We start from the raw sequence: 17296 nt of genomic DNA, 5'->3' as shown, positions 1-17296 counted from the left end.
CCCATGGGCTACCTAGCTGGATTTAAGTTATTGACGACCATTCATCGGGGCAAGCATTGCACGATTCGATGCGCCATCAGGGAAAGTGATCAAACCCCCGTTATCATTAAGCAACTCAATAACAACACCAATACGCCTGAGGAGTTAAACCGCTTCGAGCATGAAGAACAATTGCTGCGCTCTCTCGATATACAAGGCGTTGTTGCGCCTCTCTCTCTGACTCCTTCTCCTAGCCAAGCGATATTGGTATTCCCCGATCTCGGTGGCCGCTCACTGCGACAAGTACTTCAGTCAGACGCTTTCAGCTGGCATCAGCTCTTACCGATTGCCATCGGTATCAGCGAACTACTCGGCCGCTTACATAGCGAACGGGTTATCCACAAAAAACTATCGCCCGATAATATTCTCTGGTTAGCCGAGAGCAACCGTGTGCAGCTAATCGATTTTTCATTCGCCACGCGGCTCACCCGCGAACAGGCCAGTTGGAACTCTCAACAGCTTTCGATTGACGATCTGCGTTATATTGCCCCAGAACAAACCGGCCGTATCAATCGTCATATCGATTACCGTAGCGATTTCTATAGTCTCGGTGTGACCCTTTACGAAGCCTTTTGTGGCCGCCCCCCCTTTCGCAGTGATGAGCGACTCAAACTGATTCATAGCCATATCGCGAAGCATCCCAAAGCCCCGCATAAAGTCAATCCGGCGCTACCGGAGATGATAAGCCGCATTATCATCAAGTTGATGGCCAAAGACGCTGCCGAGCGCTATCAATCTAGCTTTGCTCTCTCTCAAGATCTGAAGAAATGTTTGGTTTTCTGGCAACAACAACACTCGATTCCCCTATTTAATCTGGCCAGCCAAGATATTTCCGAACACTTCTCAGTGCCGCAACGCCTCTATGGTCGCGCCGCCACCATCCAAAAACTACGCAATAGTTTTGATCGGATGATCATGCGTCGCCAAGAAGTGATATTGATTACCGGCTATGCGGGAGTCGGCAAATCCAGCCTAGTGCATGAACTACGACATTATATTTACGAGCAAAATGGTCGCTTTATTAGCGGCAAATTCGATCAATTTCGTCGCAACCGTCCCTACTCGGGCATACTAACCGCACTACAGGCGCTAATTCGACAACTTCTCACCGAAAGCGAACAGGAAATATCCCACTATCGGAATGCCATTCTGACAGCACTAGGGCAGCATGCCTGCGCTTTAATACGCTTATTGCCCGAATTAGAGCTGGTGATCGGTCAACAGCCAAATGAAGGCCGAGCCTCGACGCTAGAAGAGCTGAATCGTTTTTCCAGACTCATCAAAACACTCTTACAGGTGTTCGCCACAGAAGAGCAGCCTCTACTGCTGTTTCTTGATGACCTACATTGGGGCGATCTGGCGTCTTTAAATCTAATCTCTTCGCTGTGTGAAAACGGCGATATCCCTAATCTCCTGTTAGTCGGTAGCTATCGTGATCAGGAAGTGGGTCCCACGCATCCTTTGACACTGACGATCGAACGTATCAAAACAGGCAGCTGCAACCTCAGCGAAATTTTGCTGGAGCCTTTAAACAAAGCCCAAATTGTGCGCCTGATCGCCGATACGTTAAGAACCGAGCCTCAACGCTGTACCGCGCTAGCGCAGCTTTGTTTGGAGAAAACACAGGGGAATCCATTTTTCCTGATTCAGTTTCTCTACTCGCTGCATGATGAGGGTCTGATTAGTTTTCATGAAAACCGCTGGCAATGGGACGAAGGCAAAATTCAAGCGCGGGAGATGAGCGATAACGTTATCGATCTAATGGTCCATAAGATACAAAAATTATCCAAAAAAAGTCAGACCGCGTTACAGTTAGCCGCCTGTATCGGTAACCCCTTCGATCTTAACACCCTATCGACGGTACTCGAAGAGACCATCCCCAAAGTGACTGACGACCTCGTTGATGCTGTACAGGAAGGCCTCCTCATTCCACTGAACATCAACTATCCGAGCCTTTCAGGGCAGACCTTTGAGCGTCACCGTTACCGCTTTGTACATGATCGTATTCAACAAGCGGCTTATTCACTCATCCCTGAAGCGTTACGCCAACAGCTGCACCTTCAAATCGGCCGATTACTGCAACAACGCTTCATCGGCCAAAGCAGCGCCCCCCTGTTTGAAATCACTAACCATCTGAATAGCGCCCGCTCATTGATAGAGTCCAGTCAGGAGCTCACCGAACTGGCTTCACTAAACTGCCAGTCTGGCTTGCAGGCGCTTGATTCCGCCGCCTTTGATGCCGCCCAAGAGTATTTTCAAATCGGTATTGAGCTACTGCCAGATCACAGCTGGAAGCAGCATTATGACTTGACGTTAACGCTGTATAAAAGCGGTGCCGAAGCCGCCTATATCAGTTCGCAGTTTGAACAGATGAACTACCTGATCGATGAGGTTATCGTCAACTGCGATCATGTGCTTGATCGGGTTAAAGTCTATGAGATTAGAATTCAATCCTATATCGCCCGCAATAAATTCGAACAGGCGATGCACGAAGCGCTCCATGTGTTGCAGATGTTAGGCATCGTACTGCCATCCAATCCGAGTCAGATCCATATCTGGAAAGGCATACTGCGCACTCAGTGGTTGCTGCACCGACGCACGGAAGAACAGCTACTCAATGCGCCACCCATGCAAGACCCCCATGATCTGGCCGCGCTGTCGATTCTCGCAAGCATGTTTGGTGCCGTGAAATTTTCGAGCTCAGCACTGCGTCCCTTAATCATGGCCAAAGAGGTCGAGCTAACACTCACACGGGGTATCACCGCCCATTCGCCGATGGCTTTTGCCGGATATGGCGGCACCCTATGTGGTAAATACTTCGCGATTGAACAAGGCTATAAATTAGGCTGTATCGCGATGCAGCTGGATCATAAAAAACCCGATAGACTGTTACATCACCGCACCACTTCGCTATTTGATTGCTATGTACGGCACTGGAAAGAGCCATTAAAAAACTCCGCCGACTCGCTGTTAGAAGGCCACCTACAGGCGCTCAACTGTGGTGATGTTGAATGGGGTAGCTATAGCCTCGCCGCTTGGATTCAGTATGCCTTCACGCAGACAGACAACTTTGCCGATATTCAGCCGATTATCGAAAATTATACCCAAACATTACAACAACACGGGCAAAAACCATCGATTCAATATTCCTTGCAGGCACTGCAAACGATCGATAACTTTCTCGGTCACAATCCAAGGCCCAATCATTTTTTCGGGCGCTTTTTTACTCAAGAGATGCTCGATGAGAACCATCGAGAAGATCACCGCACCGCCATTGCGACGTTCCATTATTATGCGGCACTGTACTGCTATATTGTCGAAGATTACCCCTTAGCCCTACACCACTGTCAAACCGGCGCCCCCTATCAACCACATATAGTCGGCACTTACACTTACGCCTGCTTCGATTACATGACTGCCCTAACGCTGTTAGCGCAGATAGAACAATGCAGTGTGATGCATCAACGTCATCGCTTAAAACAGGTGAAGCGATTATTGCAACGTGCTAAGCGCTGGGCAAAACATTGCCCCGATAATCATCAACTGTACGCAGCACTCCTGCAAGCTGAGCTGTATCGGGTGAATCAACAATACAGTCAAGCAATGGATTATTACGATAGCGCCATTAATGCCGCCGAAAGCAATCGTTTTTACCTTATAGCAGCCCTCGCTAAAGAGGCCGCTGGGCGCTGCTATCTTCAATGGCATAAAGACAATATTGCTAAAACCTACCTCAACGAGGCTTGGGACAGCTATGCACATCTCCAGATAAAGCCTAAGTTACAGCAGCTGCAGCAGCAATATCCGGGGATCTTCGATGATCGAAAAATATCCAATAGAGCCGATGACAAAACCGTTATCAATGTCGACGATGCTGCACAGCTGTCCAATCAACACTTGGATACTATCTCGGTTATCCGATCATCTCAGGCGATTTCTGATGAGATAGAACTCGAAAAACTGCTCGGTCGACTGATGACACTCACGTTGGAAAGTGCCGGCGCGCAACGCGTGACTCTCATCCTCAAGAAAAAAGAGCACCTCTATATCGAAGCCGAAGCAGAAGCCGATCGAGCGCCGCATTTTTTTAACGACTTAGCGCTTGAGGACAGCAACCGCTTACCCATCAGTATTATCCATTATGTGGCTCGCGCCCAAGAAAACATTGTCCTTAGCAACGCTCATAGTCATGAGATGTTTATGCAGGACCGGTATATCCGCAAACATAAGCCCCGCTCACTACTGTGCATGCCGATTCTCTATCACGGCGAACTCACCGCCGTGCTCTACCTAGAAAATAATGAGAGTCGCAACGTATTCGATCCCTCGCGATTGGAAACGCTGCAAATTTTAGCCGCACAGGCAGCCATCTCGATCGAGAATGCCAAGCTGTATTCCAGTCTCAAACATTCAGAGCAGGAGTATCGTTCATTATTCGAAAATACCGTTGAAGCGATTTTCAGAGCCAGCCCTCAAGGGCACTTTATCTCCGCCAACCCCGCGCTAGCAGAGCTGCTCGGTTATGCGTCACCGGCGGAGTTTCTCGATGCTATCACCGATATTGCCAGTCAGTGCTTTGCCAACAGCTATGACCTGCACAGCTTCTTGAAACAGCTAGCGCAAAATAACCGCGTGACCGATTTCGAGACGGCGTGGTTGCGTCGTGATGGCTCCAGTGTCAATCTCTCGATCTCAGCCCGCCGTGAGCTCGATCATCAAGGCAATGCACTGTATTACGAAGGCTCACTCACGAATATCACCGAGCGTAAGGCGAAAGAGCAAGCGCAGCTCAACCTGCAGCGTTCGGAAGCCGCCAGTCAAGCAAAGTCAGAGTTTCTCGCCACCATTAGTCACGAAATCCGCACCCCCATGAATGGGATTCTGGGCATGGCACAGCTATTAGAAACGCAACCGCTGCAAGCCGAGCAGCGTAAACAGGTGCAGGCAATCTATCAGTCGGGCCAAACGCTGTTATCGATCCTCAACGATGTCTTAGATTTCACCAAAGTCGAAGCCGGACAGACCGAACTTGAACAAGCCCCCTTCTCTATCCGCCAAGTATTAGAAGAACTCGAATTGATACTGCGCCCCATGGCGCACAACAAACAATTACAATTACAGCTCAACATCATCGATTCACTGCCGACGACGGTCATCGGTGATCGACGTAGTTTGAGTCAAGTATTAATGAATCTCTGCGCCAATGCGATAAAGTTTACCCAACAAGGGTTTGTCACTATCACCGCCCGTTGCCAATCGAATGATGACTCGATCCGCCTCCACGTCAGCATTAAAGACAGCGGTATTGGTATTCCAAAAGAATCTCACCCACGTATTTTCCAACACTTTTCTCAAGCAGACTCCTCAATTACCCGCCGTTATGGCGGTACCGGACTCGGCTTAGCCATCAGTAAAAAAATCATTGAACTACAACAAGGAGAGATCGGCTTTGACAGTGAAGCAGGCAAAGGCAGCCACTTCTGGTTTAGTCTACCCTACCAACGCGCCGCCAAGACAGTGGAGAATTCAGCTCAGCCCGCTCAACGCTTCGAAGGCCATCCGCTGTCTATTTTATTAGTTGAAGATACCGAGATTAATCAGCAAGTGGCCAAGGGTCTACTAGAGAGTGATGGCCACCATGTGGATATTGCCGTCAATGGCTATCAGGCGCTACAGCAACATGATCAACATGACTACGATTTAGTCTTGATGGATATTCACCTGCCTGATATGGACGGTATGGAAACCACCCGTCGTTTACGTCAGCATGCCAATCACGACAAAGCCAATATTCGGGTAATCGCGCTGACCGCCAGCATCACCGAAGCTGAGATCAATAACTACTATTCCGCCGGTATCGATGCGGTGATAGGCAAACCGATCCAATTCACCGAACTACAACACCTGATTGGTCAACAACAGGCATTAACAGACGACGCACCGACCATGAACAGTACAGACATCACAGATCCCGCTCATCACCATCTGAATCAATCGCTGATTCAGCAACATGCGAATATGTTGGGAGTGGAAAAATTTACGCGACTCATTGATCAGCTAGAAACCCAATGTGAACAACTGCTGTCACAGCTAGAACAGGCTCAGCAGCAAAATAATCCCACCGAACCGCGAGCCATCCTGCATCAGCTTAGCGGTGCGGCAGCCAACTTTGGCCTACTGACCTTAGCGGCCGACTGCAAAGCACTGGAAGAAGACAGCGATAAGGTGACCGCCATGACTCATGATGAGCTACACCACTTATTACAAATTAGCCTAGCGGAGTTACGGGCGTTTAATCAGCGCCATCGACAGTCGTCCTAAACCAATAGAACAAAAAAAGCCCCTCACAGAGGGGCAAAAAACGGTAAAGAGGAGATCGCCGGACAACCCTCCGGCAGGGTGAAAAATAGATAAACTTTTGTGTTACTCACCTGCGTCAATCAGCGGTACTCTCAAGCACATAGAGGTACTCATCACCGCTGACTGACAACATGCCTATTTATTAATGTTGAGAACCTGTGTTGAGGTATATTCCAACAGGCCTTCCTGACCGAATTCAACACCAAAGCCTGACATTTTGCAGCCGCCAAACGGTGCGTATGGCAACAGCTCAGAATGACCATTTATCCAGGCAGTACCACACTCCAAGCGAGTCGCGATCTTGGCCGCTTTAGCCGTATCCGATGACCACACCGAACCACCTAAGCCCTCATCAGATGCATTGGCGCGCTTAATCGCATCATCAACATCGCTATAACGAATTACCGGCAATACTGGGCCAAACTGTTCTTCATCGACTAAACGGCAGCCATCGGTTACGTCTGCGACAATCGTTGGCGGATAAAAATAACCAGCACCCTCGAGAGGCGCACCGCCGCACAGAATTCGCGCCCCATTGGCACGGGCGTCTTCCACTAAATTATTCACGAGATTAAACTGTTTGCGGTTTTGAATCGGGCCAAAAGTGACGCCTTCATCCAAACCATTACCCAAGGTTTGCTTCGCCGCTTCATCCGCGAGCTTCTCACACATCTCTTCATAGATAGAATCATGAACATAGAGACGCTTAAGTGCCGCACAAGTTTGCCCCATGTTCAGGAAAGCCGTCTGGAAAACCCCTGCAGCAATCGTAGAAGGATCAGCGTCTGGCAACACAATAGCCGCATCATTGCCGCCCAACTCTAGCGTCAAGCGCTTCAGGTTATCGGCAGCACCACGCATAATGCTCTGCCCCGTTGGTGTCGATCCCGTAAAGACGATTTTGCTAATACCTTTATGACCCGAGATACCGCTACCAATGCCGGATTCACCGGTAACCACATTCACCAGCCCCGCCGGTGCAACTTCATTAATAATTTCAACCAGACGGATGGTATTAAACGGGGTTAAACCGGAAGGCTTAGACACCACCGTATTACCCGAACGAATAGCCGGCATTATATGCCAAACCGCAATCATCAGCGGCCAGTTCCACGGCGTAATAGAGCCCACCACACCTAACGGCTTACGGTGTACTTCAACACGTTTAGCCTCGCTATCTTCGAGTACCTCAACCGGCATCTCCAGTTCAGCCGTTGCCCGTGTCCACGCCACCGCGCCACCGACCTCCATCTGTGCCAAAAACAGCGGTTTCCCCTGTTCGGCAACAACAATGCGCGCCAACTCATCGGCATTCGCTTCAATACGATCGGCAATACTATGCAACAACGCCTTACGCTCTTCGGTGCTGGAATACTGCCACGTCTCATAACACGCCTGAGCGGCAGCCACCGCTTCATCCAATTGCGCCAAACTCGCTTCAGGGCAGAGACCAACGACCTCCTCAGTCGCTGGGTTTAAAACGTCAAAGTTGCCTTCCGCGCCTGCCACTTGTTGGCCATTAATTATTAACGAATACTGTTTCATTCTCACATTCCTTTCTTACCGAAATGCCGGTGCCCTCATATCAGGCACCGGCCAATTTATACTTATGTGGTGTTATCAGAACGGTACGATCGCAATCACCTGAGCATAAACGTTATCACCGCTACTGTTCTGCGTCTGATTACTGTTATCCGGCGAATACACCCCGATTAACGGACTAATAATCAGATGCTCATTAACCACCCACTCAGCATATAAATCAATTTCCTGGCCTTCTGAATTTGCACCGAAGGTGGTTGAATCACTAAAATCAAAATACAGTGCGCCAACGGATAGCATCTCGGTTGGCGAAGCCTTCAAGGCAACGTGCTGAATCGTCGCCGATGCACCAAACGGCCCAGCATAGTTAGCCGCTACCTCACCTTGGAACCACGTACCGTAGCCTCGACTAAAGCCGTAAAACAGTGAATCAAAACCCTCGTCATATTTGGTGTAGCGATAAGTCACTTGTGGAGACCATGGCACATCAGCAAAGGTCCAACCGGCTTCGGCATACCAAGCATTGGCATCATCCGAGTTATCACCCTGTGACTGATCAGCATACTCGGCCGACAAGAACAGGTTTTCAACGCCAGCATTACCCTGATAACGCACACTCATGGTTTTCTGGCCGTCACGGGCGGTGTTATTCACCGCATCTAAACCTTTAATATAAGTACCACCGAAAGTACCGATATCAGTAATATACTCAACATTGGCACCGGCCAGCTCCATTTCAGACTGAGCTTTATTGTCTGAATGCAGATAGAACAGATCACCCCGCCAACCATCATCACCGCCGATACGCGCAATGGCGGTTTTATCAAACGCTTTACGTGCCGCTAACCAATAAGCACCACCTCGGTTAGAGTCAGGGAAAACACCTTCACCCAGATTTAACGAATCACCATTAATCAAGAAACCATCGCCGATGGAGAAGTTCTGACGACCAAATGATAGATCCAGCATATCGGTACGATAGCCGATAAAGGCATCTTCAACAGCGGTGCGGCGTTCACTACCATCGGTATTACCACCGGCATCGCCATCACCCCAAGTGCCGGAAGATACAAAATTCAGTCCACCATAAATCGTGGCTTTCTCAGAGATAGCCTTGCTGCCACTGAAACCGGCTTTGATATAACCTTCTTGCCAAGTGGAACCATTACCTGATTTACCAAAATAGTTTTCATCGCTGCTAAAAGTACCCAACACCGCTTCGATATCCAGATTCAGCTCGGCACCATCCTCGGCATAGAGATTATAAGCTTGCGCTGACATGGCCATCATGGCCGTTGCCGAAGCGACAGCCGCCGTCAGCAAATAGCCCGAAAGCTTATGGCTGTTAAATGTTTTCATCGATTTTTTCCTCCGCGAAGCCGCGATTTTTTTATAATAATGAGATGCTGAAATCAGTACACAACACTGGATTGCTTAACCGGTTAGTATTGAGGGGACAAACACTCACCGACAGACTGATATATTGAGCACTGACAACAGATTAACGGCGGTGTGTAAACTAGGTTTCTGTGAAATGTGTAATGTTGTGCAGAAATGTAACGAAATAAAACAAACTCGCCTGTCAACCAACGGCAACGCTGAATAAATCGATAATGACCGGAGTCAGCAATGGACTGACAAACAGAAGCATCATCGTAGCCGATCCTGCTATCCCACGGAGCCCTTGCAATAAAGGTATCGTTAAACAGCACGGTGTGTGCCAAGTATCCCGCAACAAAATATCCCCCGCCCATTTTTACTATCAAGATCATCTGGATTTTGTAGGGTGATAGATTGACTGGAAAGGCGTTGATAATGGCTTATGAGTCTCGTGGGAAACCTCAAGGCGTGATGTTCCATTCCGATCAGGGTAGTCATTACATGAGGATAAAATTCAGACAGCTACTGTGACGATGCAAGAGAAAGCCAAGTATGGGTTGGCGTAGTAATCACTAGGGTAATAGATCAATGGAGCGATTCAGAAGCTTAAAAACAAAATGAGGGTTTATCTTTTCGAATATTAGGGAAGGTGCGAATAAGTCAATTACGCCTCTGGCTTACAGAGAAGCTGGAGATCAAGGCAACAGTTACAGGCATACTGGTTGTACGTCGAAAAATGTTAACGCCGAGATCCTGCTTCTCTGAAAGCCCCGAAGGGCGGATATTAGAATGGTCATCTACTTTGTCAGCCAGCTTGAAAAGGTCCAGACATTTCGCTGCACTGGCTTTCGCGTATCTGGCCATTCTAATGTCCGCAGAGAACATAACGGACTTATTCGCACCTTCCTTAGATATAACGGTAGATGTTTATATGTTGAATCTTAAATTACTCGCTAACGACACTTCTGATAACGCCTTTCTGGTCGTCCGACCGTGCCGTAGCTGACCTCGGCAGACAGCTTAGAACAGCTGACTAAATATTCTAGGTAGCGCCGAGCGGTGGTGCGACTCGCGCCGATGATGTCACCCACCTCTTCGGCGTTAAGTGCATCCCGTTGGGTGAATACGTTAAGAATATTGTCCAGCGTGATTGCATCAATGCCTTTGGGTAGGCGCATATTATCTGCGGGTGATTCTGGGGTGCTACTCGAGCGGGGTAACACCCGGTCAACGTCACTCTGTGCCAGGGTTTCTAGCATACCTAGTTTTTGTAGATGTTGCTGATAGTTGTGGAGGGTTTCCTGTAGTCGTTCGAACACTAACGGTTTCAGAATGTAATCGAAAACCCCGCCATGCAGCGCTTCTCGCAGCGTATCGACCTCTTTGGCAGCGGTGATCATGATCACATCAATGGCATTGCTGCCAGCGCGGATTTTTCGCAGCAGATCAAAGCCGGTGCCGCTGGGAAACTGGATGTCCAGCAATAGCAGATCAGGCTGCATGATGTCGATAAGATCTTCAGCATCGGCTAAGCGGTGGGCGATGCCGATCAGTTCAAACCCTTCTATCCGCTCAATAAAGCGTCGTTGGATCTCCGCGATCTGTGGATCATCTTCGGCTATAATTACTTTTATCATGGGTGGTTAAGCCTAGCTTATTTTTTATTTTTAGGTATATAAACGGTAAAGCGACTGCCGCCATCGTTGCCACTCTCTATGATGATTGTACCACTTAGTTTATCGAGCAGTCCTTTGACTAAGTGTAAGCCATAGCCGTGACCATCGTTGCCTTTGCTGCTGAAACCCTTTTCAAAAATTTTATCTTGCTGTTCCGGTGGAATGCCTGGACCTTGGTCTTCGATTTCAAAGATCAGGTCATTCCCTAGGTCGGTCATCGATAGCAGCACTTTGGCGTCACTGCCGCGATAATTGAGGGTCGCTTCAAGGGCATTATCGATAAGGTTGCCGAGGATGCTTACCAATTGTTCGCGCGGGAGGGTATCTGGCAGGCTGGTCATCTCACTTTCCGGGTCTATCTCCAGTGTTAGGCCCATCTCGCGCGCTCTATTATATTTACCCAATAAGCAACCGGCCAGTATCGGGTCGGGTACCGCTTTCATCAGCAGTTTTATCAGTGCTTGATGGCTTTGGCTCTCCTGTCCGATCAATTGTAGCGCTTGGTCGGTTGCGCCGATCTGAATCAACCCGGCGATGGTGTGGAGTTTGTTGGAATATTCATGGGATTGGCTGCGTAGGGAATCGGCATATTGTTGAATTCGGGTGAGCTGCTGACTGACCATATCCAACTCGTCTTTACGTCGAAAACTGGAGACTGCGCCGGTAATGGTATCGCCCTGTTTGAGCGGCAAACGGTTAGCAATAATGCAGTGGTTACCGCGCCAAACTTCTCGGTCAAATTGAGGTTCTCCGCTTTTTAAGACATCCAGCATGGAACTATCGGGCAGCAGTTCATCTACTTTGCGACCGATAAGGTTCGTTTCTTTGGGCAGCCCTAGGGTCTCAATGGCGGTTTGATTGATGGTGGTGATTTCACTGGCACTATTGATCGCAATAATACCTTCGCGAACCGATTCTAACGTGGCGCGTTGTTCATCAAACAGGCGGGCGATCTGTTCCGGCTCTAAACCGAAGATGGCGCGCTTGAAATGGTTAGCAAACCAAATCGCGATCGCCGCACTGAGCATAAACGAGCAGATAATCACTAAAATAAGCGTCAGCCGGTAACGGTTGATAATCTCATTGACGCGATTAAGGTCATAACCCACCGAGATAATGCCAACAATATCGCCCTCGGTGTTAACAACGGGTGCTTTGCCCCGCATCGACCAGCCTAAAGAGCCTACTGCTTTGGTGATATAACCACGACCCTGAGTCAGTGCTTGATAGCCAGTATCGCCGTCATCATCCGCCATTGAGTGGCCAATTTTATCGATCAGAGGATGTGCTAGACGGATGCCTTGATCATCCCCGATGACGACAAAACGGGCCCGTGTTGTTTGCGCTAACGAGAGACTGAGAGGTTGCAGATAAGCGCTATCTTTTTGCTTTACGGCGGCCACAACATTGGGCATGACGGCGATGGTTTTAGCGACATCGAGGGCTCGCTGACCGATCTGTTCATCGAGGGAACGTTCTAAATAGTGTAACGCAAACAGGCCGATAAAGCCGGTTTGTATAAGCGCCATTATTCCGAGGATAAGGATCATTCGCTGTTTTAGTTTTAATTGCCCAGGCTTCATTATCGCACTCATTTGCAAAGAAAGTTGTGGCCGATGGGTGACCATTGGCAACGCCTTAGATATTAATCAATTGCTGTCGACTTGGCTTGTGAACTTTATGAACAAAATGGTTTTAATGCGTTTAAAAACCTTTAAATGCATAAGCTTTATTAAAAAGTAACAGAAAACTATTGTGGCTATCACTATAAGAACAAGTGTTCACGAGCGAGGAATGACGATGCTATTTAAAACGGCAAATAAGAAAACCCTAATGGCGGCGATGCTGACAACCTGTTTGACAGCGGGTGCTTCTTTTCATGTGGCGGCGATGGAGTCGATCCACTTTTTGATTCCCGGTGGCGCCGGTGGTGGTTGGGATGGTACGGCACGGGGAACCGGTGAAGCGCTGAGTAAAGCAGGCTTAGTCGATGGCATCTCTTACGAAAATATGTCCGGCGGCGGTGGTGGTAAAGCGATCGCAAGTTTGGTTGAAATGGCGGATCAGAAACATGATACGCTGATGGTTAACTCCACTCCTATTGTGATTCGCTCACTTTCTAAAGTGTTTCCTCAGTCGTTTCGAGATCTAACACCAATTGCCGCCACGATTGGTGATTTCGGCGCCTTCGTGGTGCGCAAAGATTCTAAATACAACAGCTTTAAACATGTTGTCGCTGAATTCAACGACAATCCTCGCGCTATCAAAATCGGCGGTGGTTCGGCCCGTGGCAGTATGGATCATTTAGTGGCGGCGATGGCTTTTAAAGCCTCCGGTGGTGATGCCCGTCAGGTACGTTATGTCGCGTATGATGCCGGTGGCAAGGCGATGGCGGGTCTGTTGTCGGGTGAAACAACGATTTTGTCGACCGGTTTTAGTGAAGCGCTGGCTCTAGCGGAATCGGGTGAAGTGCGGATTTTGGTGATGACCGGTGAAGAGCGTAATGAAGCCGCACCGGACGTACCGACCCTTAAAGAACTGGGCTATGACGCCAGCTTTGTTAATTGGCGTGGTTTTTTTGCTGCCCCGGGTATCAGCGATGAGGTTAAAGCGGAGTTTGTTAGCACCCTAGAACAAATGTATGACACCGAAGCGTGGGAAACGGTGCGTGCTCGTAATGGTTGGGTGGAGATCTTTACCCCCGATGAGCAGTTTGTGGCGTTCTTGGAACAGCAGGAAAAAGAAGTTGGCGCCCTAATGCGCGAACTGGGTTTCTTGAAGTAACTTGGAATGATCATAACGATAGGTGTCGGGCTGCTATATCGCCTAATACCCTAGATTTAACCCTAATGCTTACTGCATAAGGGATTTTTTAGCTCTTCTCCGGGCTCAGTAATCTCAGACTATGACTGACGATCATCATAGCTAGCCCGGAGCTTTTTTGTTTTATCCGACACCGTTTTGGTTGTCCTGGAGTCTTTTATGATGATGACTAAAGATCATATTGGCGGTTTGGTGTTTCTCTGCCTGTCCGTACTCTACGGTTATTATGCTGGCAATATACAGATGTTGCCGGGGGATGAGTTCGAACCTTTCACCGCCCGCACGGTACCTCACACTCTGGCGATACTGGGTGGTATTCTCTCGATAGCGCTGTTATTAACCGCTAAACGCTCGGCTGGTAGTCGCTTGAATCTCAAAGGCTACGATTTTGCGCTGGTGGCTAAGTTGTTAGTGCTGATTGTTGGGTTTGGTCTGGCATTGGAATGGACCGGCTTTATGCTGGCTACTCTACTTTTTCTGATCGTTGGCTTTTGGTTGTTGGGTGAACGGCGGATCAAAATGCTGTTGATGGTATCGGTACCGTTTGCGGTGGGTATCTGGTTTGTATTGGCTAAATTGTTGGATATCTATCTGGCACCGGGTCAGCTTTATATGCAACTTTTTGGAGGTTAAGGCGATGTTAGACGGAATTTTTACCGGGCTATCCACGGCGATTATGCCCTTTAACCTGATGATGGTGGTGGTAGGCTGTTTTGCTGGCACCTTTATCGGTATGTTACCCGGCCTTGGCCCAATCTCGGCGGTTGCCTTGATGATCCCGATTACCTATGGTTTGGATCCTTCATCCGGGATTATCTTGATGGCCGGGGTGTATTATGGCGCGGTTTTTGGCGGTTCTACTTCATCAATTCTAATCAACGCACCGGGTTGTGCCAGCACCGTGGTCACGGCGTTTGATGGTTACCCATTGGCTCAGAAAAATCAGGCGGGCAAAGCACTGGCGTTGGCGGCTTATTCCTCGTTTACCGGAGGCACTATCGGCGCGCTGGCACTGCTGTTTGCTGCACCGGCACTGGCGAAAGTATCACTCAGCTTTCAGTCCACCGATTATTTTGCCCTAATGGTCTTGGGGCTGACGGCGGTGGCAGCCTTCTCGGGTAAGGGGCAGGTCATTAAGGCGCTGATTATGACCGTGTTTGGTTTGATGATTGCTACCGTGGGCACGGATACTACCTCCGGTGCCACCCGCTTTACTTTTGGCAGCCTCGATCTGATTGATGGTATTAGCTTCTTGCTGTTGGCGATGGCGACTTTTGCGTTGACTGAAGTAGTGATGACGGTGTTGAAAGGTGAGCATCGGGAGGAAGAAGAGCAGGTTGATATGAGTAAGCTGGGTAGTATGAAACTCAGTAAAGAAGAGATTAAGGAGGTTGCGCCAACCATCGCTCGTTCGTCGGTATTTGGTTTTCTGGTCGGCGTGTTACCCGGTGCCGGTGCCACGATTGCTTCATTCCTTGCATATGGCCTAGAACGTAACTTGGCCTCGGTGAAAGAAAAGCTTAAATTTGGTAAAGGTGCTTTACGCGGTTTGGCGGCACCTGAATCGGCTAATAATGCGGCCTCAACCGGTTCCTTTGTACCACTGCTGACATTGGGAATTCCCGGTTCAGGCACCACCGCTATTATGTTGGGTGCGTTGATTGCCTATGGCATTCAGCCTGGTCCTCGGCTGTTCTTGGATAACCCCGATGTGTTTTGGTCAGTGATTATTTCGATGTATTTCGGCAACCTGGTGTTGTTGATTTTGAACCTGCCGCTGATTCCATATATATCGAAGTTGCTGTTGATTCCTCGGCCGATTTTGATTCCGATGATCCTGTTCTTCTCGATTACGGGGGTTTATCTGGTCAGTTTTAACACCTTCGATATCCATATGATGGTGGTGATCACGGTGATAGCGATTTTCCTTAAGTTGCTGCAATTCCCGATGGCGCCGATGCTGCTAGGCTATATTCTCGGTGGTTTGATGGAGACCAACTTGAGCCGTGCACTGGTGATCTCCGATGGTAGTTTGGCTTTCCTTTGGGAGCGTCCGCTTACCTTGGCCATTATTTCGATCGCGTTGATTGTGTTGGTGGTTCCTCCGGCGTTAGAGCTGTTGCGTAACCGTAAAAATGCCCGAGGCCCCGAAGTAGCGGTGAATGAGGGCGAAGGCTGAACATCATTTTTTATGACCGTTGTAAATCTTACAAACCCTGGCAATTGCCAGGGTTTTTTTATGCCTTTTTGGTGCTGTGAATAAAATGAACTTAATGCATTTTATGGGTATTAAATCCTTTATTTTCAATATCTTATATTGTTTCCTCTATCTGGTTAAAGTATTTGAAACGCCACCGATCGCATCCACTCCATGACATCGGAATAGCTGTTAGACAGTGGCGATCATTGAGCACCAATGGGCTTCAGGCACCCCGAAAACCTGAACAAAAAATATAAAAGCAATCCATACACGAAGTGGAGAAGATGATGAATAGAGTAGCGTTGACTACTGCAATCGCAGCCGCAATGCTGGCTGGTTCCGTCCAAGCGGCAACCATCTATGAAGATAACGGCCTGAAATATGAGCTTAAGGGTGACCTACAGGTTCAACTGCGGCAGAAGATTGGTGATAACCAAGATCAGGATCTTGAGTTTGATGATCTGGAATTGAAAAACCGAGTAACTTATCGCCTCAATGACGGCATGAGTGCTTTCGCTCAGCTAGATTATAGTTTTGATAAGCGAGCCAATGATCAGAGCAGCGATTCTCAGGATGGTGGTAAGCTGGAAGAAGCTTATTTAGGTCTGAGTTTTAACAACATCGATTTGCGGGTGGGTAAACAGAACTATTCAACTGATGAATTCAGCGTTGAAAAGGCTTATGAAACGGTCGTTGAGGATGATATTTTCGACCTCCACAACGATCAGGGTGATGATGTTATTCGTGTTGATGCGCAGTTTGAAAACCTGTTTGTTTCCGTCTCTACCGATCTTAAAGCGGAAGGTAATGGGGACAGCGATGATACTGAATCCACTGACCTGTTTGTCTCTACTGAGTTGGGTAATCTAGGACTGATGGCAGCGTATCAGACCTATCAGGAACTGGGGGCTGATTCTGTCTCTGCCTGGGGCGTAGGCGTCACCTTTGATGCAGGCTTTGCTCAGTTTGGCGCTGACTATGGTTCTATGGAAGATACCGCAGATGTGTATAACCTAGTAGCCTCTTTCCCGATTGCCGAAACGACGACTGTTGCTGTGGGGGTTCAGAACCGTGATGAAGACGCCGGTGATGATATAACTGGCTGGTACGCTAACGCGACTTACAATTTCCCGGAGCAGAAAGCGGTTAGCGTATTTGGCGAGATTGGTGATACCGATGCCGATGATACCGATCCGGGTTATTTGGTGGGTATGCGTATCGTGTTCTGATTCTTGCCTGCGGTACGTAACTGAGCGTTAGGTGTCCTTCCCCTTCG

Annotated in this window: 9 protein-coding genes and 1 pseudogene; 6 read left to right on the top strand and 4 right to left on the bottom strand. The window is 48.7% G+C overall.

The window, feature by feature from the left end; all coding sequences use genetic code 11:
* Positions 1 to 3 precede the first annotated feature (3 nt).
* Positions 4 to 6360, top strand: coding sequence for an AAA family ATPase (locus tag Q4488_RS00595; protein ID WP_303578500.1), 6357 nt, complete (start codon positions 4 to 6; stop codon positions 6358 to 6360).
* A gap of 174 nt (positions 6361 to 6534) precedes the next feature.
* Here the strand turns inward: Q4488_RS00595 and Q4488_RS00590 are convergent, their stop codons facing one another.
* On the bottom strand, positions 6535 to 7944 hold the full coding sequence (locus Q4488_RS00590; RefSeq protein ID WP_303578499.1) for an aldehyde dehydrogenase family protein: 1410 nt from the start codon (positions 7942 to 7944) through the stop codon (positions 6535 to 6537).
* 75 nt (positions 7945 to 8019) lie between these two features.
* Positions 8020 to 9300: an alginate export family protein gene (locus tag Q4488_RS00585; protein ID WP_303578498.1), complete on the bottom strand. Its 1281-nt coding sequence runs from the start codon at positions 9298 to 9300 to the stop codon at positions 8020 to 8022.
* Positions 9301 to 9732: 432 nt separating this feature from the next.
* Here Q4488_RS00585 and Q4488_RS00580 point away from each other — a divergent pair.
* Positions 9733 to 9894 (top strand): annotated as a pseudogene (locus Q4488_RS00580) (IS3 family transposase); the annotation flags it as partial.
* 380 nt (positions 9895 to 10274) lie between these two features.
* On the opposite strand, the gene Q4488_RS00575 reads toward Q4488_RS00580, so the two are convergent.
* Both Q4488_RS00575 and Q4488_RS00570 read right to left on the bottom strand, forming a co-directional pair.
* A complete protein-coding gene (locus Q4488_RS00575; protein WP_303578497.1) occupies positions 10275 to 10958 on the bottom strand; it encodes a response regulator in 684 nt (227 codons plus the stop codon).
* 17 nt (positions 10959 to 10975) lie between these two features.
* Positions 10976 to 12580 (bottom strand): sensor histidine kinase, encoded by a 1605-nt coding sequence (locus Q4488_RS00570; RefSeq protein WP_303578496.1) that lies wholly within the window; start codon positions 12578 to 12580, stop codon positions 10976 to 10978.
* 217 nt (positions 12581 to 12797) lie between these two features.
* On the opposite strand from Q4488_RS00570, the gene Q4488_RS00565 reads away from it, so the two are divergent.
* The 4 genes from Q4488_RS00565 (at position 12798) to Q4488_RS00550 (ending at position 17249) form a co-directional block, all read left to right on the top strand.
* Entirely contained in the window at positions 12798 to 13781 is a 984-nt protein-coding gene (locus Q4488_RS00565) for a tripartite tricarboxylate transporter substrate binding protein (protein WP_303578495.1), read from the top strand.
* Between the two features lie 198 nt (positions 13782 to 13979).
* Complete coding sequence (locus Q4488_RS00560; protein ID WP_303578494.1) at positions 13980 to 14453, top strand: tripartite tricarboxylate transporter TctB family protein; 474 nt, start codon at positions 13980 to 13982, stop codon at positions 14451 to 14453.
* Positions 14454 to 14457: 4 nt separating this feature from the next.
* On the top strand, positions 14458 to 15999 hold the full coding sequence (locus Q4488_RS00555; RefSeq protein ID WP_303578493.1) for a tripartite tricarboxylate transporter permease: 1542 nt from the start codon (positions 14458 to 14460) through the stop codon (positions 15997 to 15999).
* 305 nt (positions 16000 to 16304) lie between these two features.
* A complete protein-coding gene (locus Q4488_RS00550) occupies positions 16305 to 17249 on the top strand; it encodes a porin (RefSeq protein WP_303578492.1) in 945 nt (314 codons plus the stop codon).
* Positions 17250 to 17296 lie beyond the last annotated feature (47 nt).

The organism is Amphritea sp. 1_MG-2023 (genome assembly GCF_030547545.1).
GTDB lineage: Bacteria > Pseudomonadota > Gammaproteobacteria > Pseudomonadales > Balneatricaceae > Amphritea.
Note: the sequence above shows the minus strand (reverse complement) of the source record. Positions and strands in the feature narration are given on the sequence as shown.

Bases quoted from the DNA above. Each gene is read 5' to 3' on its own strand.
- Q4488_RS00595 (WP_303578500.1), top strand. From the start codon at position 4: ATGGGCTACCTAGCTGGATTTAAGTTATTGACGACCATTCATCGGGGC.
- Q4488_RS00590 (WP_303578499.1), bottom strand. From the start codon at position 7,944: ATGAAACAGTATTCGTTAATAATTAATGGCCAACAAGTGGCAGGCGCG.
- Q4488_RS00585 (WP_303578498.1), bottom strand. From the start codon at position 9,300: ATGAAAACATTTAACAGCCATAAGCTTTCGGGCTATTTGCTGACGGCG.
- Q4488_RS00575 (WP_303578497.1), bottom strand. From the start codon at position 10,958: ATGATAAAAGTAATTATAGCCGAAGATGATCCACAGATCGCGGAGATC.
- Q4488_RS00570 (WP_303578496.1), bottom strand. From the start codon at position 12,580: ATGAAGCCTGGGCAATTAAAACTAAAACAGCGAATGATCCTTATCCTC.
- Q4488_RS00565 (WP_303578495.1), top strand. From the start codon at position 12,798: ATGCTATTTAAAACGGCAAATAAGAAAACCCTAATGGCGGCGATGCTG.
- Q4488_RS00560 (WP_303578494.1), top strand. From the start codon at position 13,980: ATGATGATGACTAAAGATCATATTGGCGGTTTGGTGTTTCTCTGCCTG.
- Q4488_RS00555 (WP_303578493.1), top strand. From the start codon at position 14,458: ATGTTAGACGGAATTTTTACCGGGCTATCCACGGCGATTATGCCCTTT.
- Q4488_RS00550 (WP_303578492.1), top strand. From the start codon at position 16,305: ATGATGAATAGAGTAGCGTTGACTACTGCAATCGCAGCCGCAATGCTG.